This window comes from Psychrobacter sp. CAL346-MNA-CIBAN-0220 (assembly GCF_040309805.1).
Lineage (GTDB): Bacteria > Pseudomonadota > Gammaproteobacteria > Pseudomonadales > Moraxellaceae > Psychrobacter.
Map to the genome: position 1 here is coordinate 1 of NZ_JBEOPF010000232.1, position 275 is coordinate 275.

A 275-nucleotide genomic window follows, 5' to 3' on the forward strand; every position below is an offset into this window, starting at 1 on the left:
TTGCTTTGGTATGCAATGATAGAGTTGCGGCTCATGAAGCGGCCGAAGCGGCGCAAAACTTGCCCTACCCCAATCAAAAACGTATCAAAACCATGTGCGGGCAGATACCCGTTTGGCAAGGTAATCTTGAGGCGACTTGTCAGCAATTTGACTATTGGCAGCAAGCAAAGCAGAACGTCACTCAGACCTTTTTTAATACCTCGGCAGAGCAGCCATCTACAGATCATGCGGCATCAAAAGATCCTACTGTCTATAAATAATAGCCTGTCATTTTT

1 pseudogene is annotated in these 275 nt (G+C 45.8%); it reads left to right on the top strand.

The features are described from left to right. Positions 1 to 260 (top strand): annotated as a pseudogene (locus AAEY88_RS13445) (beta-N-acetylhexosaminidase); the annotation flags it as partial. Positions 261 to 275: the final 15 nt, after the last annotated feature.